At 27.2% G+C, this 5,456-nt stretch carries 5 protein-coding genes and 2 pseudogenes; 2 read left to right on the top strand and 5 right to left on the bottom strand.

Features of this window, described 5'->3' with window-relative positions:
* Positions 1 to 1,057: 1,057 nt before the first annotated feature.
* The 5 genes and pseudogenes from ACEW7V_RS03165 to rpmB form a co-directional block, all read right to left on the bottom strand.
* Complete coding sequence (locus ACEW7V_RS03165; RefSeq protein ID WP_374695418.1) at positions 1,058 to 1,222, bottom strand: hypothetical protein; 165 nt, start codon at positions 1,220 to 1,222, stop codon at positions 1,058 to 1,060.
* Positions 1,223 to 1,596: 374 nt separating this feature from the next.
* Positions 1,597 to 1,818, bottom strand: coding sequence for a deaminase (locus ACEW7V_RS03160; RefSeq protein ID WP_374695417.1), 222 nt, complete (start codon positions 1,816 to 1,818; stop codon positions 1,597 to 1,599).
* Between the two features lie 318 nt (positions 1,819 to 2,136).
* Positions 2,137 to 2,765: pseudogene (locus ACEW7V_RS03155) on the bottom strand (thymidine kinase).
* A 117-nt stretch (positions 2,766 to 2,882) separates the two neighbouring features.
* Positions 2,883 to 3,116 (bottom strand): 50S ribosomal protein L31, encoded by a 234-nt coding sequence (gene rpmE / locus ACEW7V_RS03150; protein WP_374695416.1) that lies wholly within the window; start codon positions 3,114 to 3,116, stop codon positions 2,883 to 2,885.
* 262 nt (positions 3,117 to 3,378) lie between these two features.
* Positions 3,379 to 3,570 (bottom strand): annotated as a pseudogene (gene rpmB, locus ACEW7V_RS03145) (50S ribosomal protein L28).
* Positions 3,571 to 4,593: 1,023 nt separating this feature from the next.
* On the opposite strand from rpmB, the gene ACEW7V_RS03140 reads away from it, so the two are divergent.
* Together ACEW7V_RS03140 and ACEW7V_RS03135 are read left to right on the top strand one after the other, a co-directional pair.
* Complete coding sequence (locus ACEW7V_RS03140) at positions 4,594 to 4,818, top strand: hypothetical protein (RefSeq protein WP_374695415.1); 225 nt, start codon at positions 4,594 to 4,596, stop codon at positions 4,816 to 4,818.
* Between the two features lie 149 nt (positions 4,819 to 4,967).
* Positions 4,968 to 5,162, top strand: a complete 195-nt coding sequence (locus ACEW7V_RS03135) for a hypothetical protein (RefSeq protein WP_374695414.1) — start codon at positions 4,968 to 4,970, stop codon at positions 5,160 to 5,162.
* Positions 5,163 to 5,456 lie beyond the last annotated feature (294 nt).

Raw genomic sequence — 5,456 nt, 5'->3', positions numbered from 1 at the left:
TTATTGCTGAACGTGCCAGGTACAATAAAACATACTTATTTATATCTTTAGAAAATATTACTTTTAATTTGATGATTAAAACAAACCCAATAATAATATTTTGCAAAAAGAATATGTGTTAAAGAAATACAATATATTTATCAATATTTCAACTAAAATTAATTTCAGTAATTGTTTTATTGTTAAATATTGATAAATATATTGTATTTTAGCTGCTGCATGAGGTTCTTTTTGCAAAAGATAATTAATTTGATTAGCTAGGAGACAATTTTTTAATCCATGTTTAAATAAATTAAAAGTAATATTTTCCCAAAGATATAAACTTAAAGAGGCAATGTTTTGGTAGCTTTTTTTCTTTTGTTGTTTGGTAAAAGAAAGGGGGAAAAAGATGCAAGGATTTGAATTTGTTGAGTAAAGCGACATTGACCAAAAAATTCTTCTTTTTTAATTTGTGGTGTGCTTGAATGTATTTAAGTTGGTTCATGTAGATAAGCTAAACAAAGAATGCTTTGTTTTAGTTGGGAAGTAAAAATAGATGGGTTTTAGTTTCTATCTAGTTTTAAAGTTTGGTGCCGGATTTTTGTGGTGATGAGAGATTTTTTCGATATTGTTCTCAGATTCTTTTGAGAAGAAATCTTGGCTAATAAATGGTTTTGTGGATGATAGCTTTTGGGTAGTTTTTTCTATGCAAAATCTAGTTTAGATTGAAAATAAAAAAGCTCTTAAAATTACCAAAGATCAACTGTAGGTCTAATAAAAGGGTCTTTGATTGTGCGGATCAAACCTTGCTTTAAATCTTTTTCCCTTGTTTTTCAGGTGTGAAATCAAAATATTTTACCAGTTTCATCATTAAAAGAGCGTTAATAGTAAAATCACGTCTTAAAGGTCTTGATGGACGTTTTTGGTGAAAAAAATTTCACTAGGGTGGCGATAGTCTTTGTAAGTGCCTTCTTTTCTGTAAGTAGTAATTTCAGAAAGATAATTTTCAAAAGTTATTTTAAAGCTACCATAATTAATTTTTATTTGGGTTGTTTTTTTCTGGGCACTAAAAGGAGTTTTATTTGTTGGGGGCGGCGTTAGTAGTGATGTCGATGTCTTCGTTAGCATTTATTTGGAGTAAATAATCTCTGACAGTTCCACCCACAATAAAGGCTTCAGATCCGTTTGTTTTTAAGATGGTAATTATTTTTTGAGCTGTTTTTAGTTGATTGGAATGTTTCATATTTGGGATTTTAGCAATATTTCTAATTTTTATTTTGTTGTGTTTGATTGGTTGGTTTCCTTTGATGATAAATATAGTTAAGATAAAAGTAAAATAGATAATAGATATAAATATTAAAGGTTGTTTTTAGTTTGTTTTATTATTTATTTTTTGGTAAATGTGGTTCAATATAGTATTTTTTATTAGTATTTATTTGTAATTTTAATGTAGGGTGTATTATTTAGGATGTGTCAATATTTAAAATAACAACATTTTATTATTGGCAAATTAGTTTTTTTGAAAATAAAAGACCATCGGTTGTGATGGTCTAATTTGGTTGTGATAAGAGTTTTTATTGGGATACTAAAATTATTTTTTTTGTTTTTTTGTTGTTTTTATCGGGATAGTAAATTATTTTTTTTGATTCTTAGTTCTTGAAAAAATTTTTGTAAAAGTTGCATGCTTTCTTGAGCTAAAAGTCCTGATTGGATATTTAATTTATCCATAAAAGGCATATTTTGGATAGATGACATATCATTAAAAGAATATGATTTTTCCATGCTTGTGCCATAATAAAGGTTTTTGATGCCTGATTGTATGATGGCTCCTGTACACATTAAGCAAAGGTTCTAAAGTGACATAAGAGATACATCATTTAAAAACGGCTGTTTATCTTTTGCCTGCTTTCATGAGGGCTAAAAATTCAGCGTGTCCAAAAAAAAGTTTTTAGTGTTTCTGTTATTGTAAAAGCTCTTGCAATTATTTTTTGGTTTAAAATAGCGACAGCTCCGATGGGGACTTCTTCTTTGAGGTAGGCTTTTGGGCTTCTTTTAAAGCTTCTTTCATAAAAAAATATGTTGTTTGTTATTATTTTCCATATTTTAAGTATTAATCCACATTCCAAACGAATTATTGAAATGAATTATTTTAGTGAGTTATTTAGATTGGTTAGTGAAGTTTTGCCAGTTAATTTTTGTTTGTCAATATCTGCTAAACAATGGTGTTTGCGACAACGAGGTTCGTGGTATTCTTTTCCGCCTACCAAAACAACAGGTTCATTGCTTTGAGCAGGTTTGCCGTCAATTAATCTTTGAGTGCGGTTGGCTTTTTTGCCACTGATAGCACAAATTGAAGTTAATTTAGTAACGGTGTCTGCAATTGCTAATAAATAAGGCATTGGTCCGGAATGGTTTTCCGCAAAAATCAAGTTCTAAACCTGATATAATAACTTCAATATTGCAGTTAGCTAAATAATCTACAATTGCGACAATGTCGTTATCTAAAAATTGGGCTTCATCTATTATGACAACATTAATTTCAGGAGTAATAAACGGTAGAATGTCTTTGCTTTTGTCAATTAAAATAGCAGGAATAGTGTTTTGATTGTGAGAAACTATTTCTTCTTTAACAGAATAACGGTCATCTATTCGCGGTTTAAAGGATAAAATTTTTTTGTTGAGTTGTAATGCTTGATTACTGCGTTGAATTAATGCTTCTGTTTGCCTGCAAACATTGGTCCACAAACAACTTCAATAAACCCTTGCCCTTGTTCTTTTTGGGTCATTCTTTTGAACTCCTTTATAAATAAGATAATTTGAATTAATTTTTTTGGTTTTTGGTGTGATAGTTGGTCCAAAAAGAACTTGGAGAGAGATTTGCTATTTTATTTTTTAAGTATTTATTATTTATTTTTAATCAATTCTTCGGTGGTTTCTTTTTTGGTTATCAGTATTTGAAGGAACTGTTTTAACTTTTTGGTCTTGGGTAATACCATAACGTTACGTTTGTTAAATTTGTCAACTGGCCCTGCTTTAACTACAAAAGTTTGGGCGCCAGTGTAAAAAGGGTGGCAATTAGAACAAGTTTCTATTTTGATGCTAGTAACTGTGGTGCCAATTGGGTGTTGTTTTGCCACAAGTTGCACAAGAAACTTCTACTGTTTCAAATTGAGGGTGAATATTTGCTTTTCATGTGTTTAGAACTCCTTATTGTTTTTTTTTGGATTTTATTTATTTTTATTTTGTTATGCGATGTGTTTGTGTTTTATTATTTATTATTTTTTACTTTTTGATTTTTATTATTTGAACTTTTGATTTCTTATTTCTTTCTTTATCTTTATGAAAAAATCATAAAATATAAATATAAAAAATAAGAAAGAAAAGGAAGGCAAAGAGTTTTTAGGCTCTTTGTAATTTGAGCTTTTTGAGTGCCCTAGCAGAGGTGTTTACTTTTTTTGAACCTTGCTGTTTTCGTCAACAATTTTTACGTTTTGTAAGTTAGCTTTCCAAATTCTTTTAGTTGCGTTCATAGCGTGGCTACGACGATTACCAAAAAGGGGTGGTTTTTCCAGTGATATAACATTTACTCATTGTTTTTCTTTTATTTAAAAATTTACAATATATAAATTTGTTATGTCGCAATGAGGGTTTATTTTGGGTGATGTTTTTTATTTTTTTGTTAAAAATAAATTTATTGTTAGTTGTTTGGTTTGCGATAATTTTATATTTAGGATAGGGATTATTTTAATTGAACATTATTTGATTTGATTGTTTTTATGTTATTTTACCACGGTTATTATCTTTTTTGTCCATCATCTCCATTATATTTCTAGTAATATTTATTTGATAATTTAGTAAAATAGTTAAAGCCTTTATTTGTTTTGTACATAAACACTTTGTTTTTTCTTGGATTTTTGCTATATTTTTTGCTACAATTAAAATATAATATATATATTTAGATGAAAATACCTATTAATTTGCCCCTAGTAAAGAATGAATATTTTATTTTTTAGTATATTTTTGTTTTTTCTTAGGGTTTATTATATTTGTTGTTATTTTATTTATTATTTTCATTCTAATTATTTTTTCCTATTTCATTTTGCATTATTAACATTTGTATTATTCATATTTTTTATTAAGGGAGATATTTATGTTTGCGAAAAAAAATTTATTGATTTTCTTTGTGTGTTCCTTAATTTCAATGTTATTTTCGTTGTTAGTTTTTGTAATTGTTGTTGTCAGTAAGTTAGGATATTTGAGTTTTAAAGATGTTAAAGAACCTAATTTATCCAAAGACATAAAATCACTTTAAAACACAAGAGCAAAGAGATAATAAGACTAATTAGCTCGAAAGAGTTGCTTAACAAGTAAAGCTGAACAATTAACTGACTTACTTTAACAGAAAGCCAAATTAAAGAAATTAAGGATGGCAAAATAGTTTTATCCAAAGAACAATTAGAAGCAATAAAAGGAGAGTTAAAGCCTTTGGTGGATCTAAATTTTTTTAACTGAAGAAAATAAATCTAATATTTTAACAATTGATGCAAAAAGAACGTTTTAATCGTATTAATAAAGACATTCATTTATTTTGTAGTTCGTTAGAAAATAAAAAAATTGTTAAAGAACATTCAGTTAAGGAAAAAAGAAAATCTTATTGTAGAACTTATTGGCATTGCAATTAATTTATCCTATGCAAATAAAATCAATAAAGAAGCGATGAATTGTGGAGGTAAAGTTGATATTAAAGTTGATTTGACAGATTTTGTTTATATTGTTGAATGTAAAACGTTTGATGTTCTTAATAAAGATGAAAAATATTTACCAAGTTTGATCAATTAATGAATTGGTTCAATGGTCAAAATAAAGAAGGTGCTATTTTTTTGTTTAATAAAACTCTAATTTTGCAGGACAAATAAAACTATTGAAAAATGGATTAAAGATAAAACACAAATTAGAACCTAATAATTGGGGGAAGGACCAACTTAATTTTGGGTTGTACCAATAAAACACGTAATGGGCATGATTTTACATTATATATTGCTTGTTATAATTTGAGTAGTTTTGTAGCTGAAAGTAAAAAACATGAAAAGCAAAAAGATGCAGGAATTAAAACAGTTTCATCCCATAAAGAAGGAAATATACAAAGTAACGAAGTCATTCAAGAAAATTTAATCGACAAATAAACAAGGAGAGAAAATAAAATCAAGTTTTAGATGTCATTAGAGGGGTACAAGGGGTGTTCCGTTTTTTTTAGACATTTTTATTTAAAAATCAATCTTTGAACTAAATTAAATAGATAATTTCATATCTTTTCAAATTAACAAATAATTTCATTACACTTAAAAAGTGTCTAATGTTTTTTCATAATTTGCTAGTTTCAAAAGATATTTTTTTTTTAAATATTTTATTCCTACACTATATATATAAATGAAAAAAAAATGAAAAACTCACCATAAAAACATAGGCAATACGTAACC

The organism is Areca yellow leaf disease phytoplasma (assembly GCF_041920595.1).
The sequence above is the reverse complement of the archived record's forward strand: the minus strand, read 5'-3'. Positions and strand labels throughout refer to the sequence as shown.

Coding starts and splice junctions, on each gene's coding strand:
- ACEW7V_RS03165 (WP_374695418.1), bottom strand. CDS start 1,222: ATGAAACATTCCAATCAACTAAAAACAGCTCAAAAAATAATTACCATC.
- ACEW7V_RS03160 (WP_374695417.1), bottom strand. CDS start 1,818: ATGTGTACAGGAGCCATCATACAATCAGGCATCAAAAACCTTTATTAT.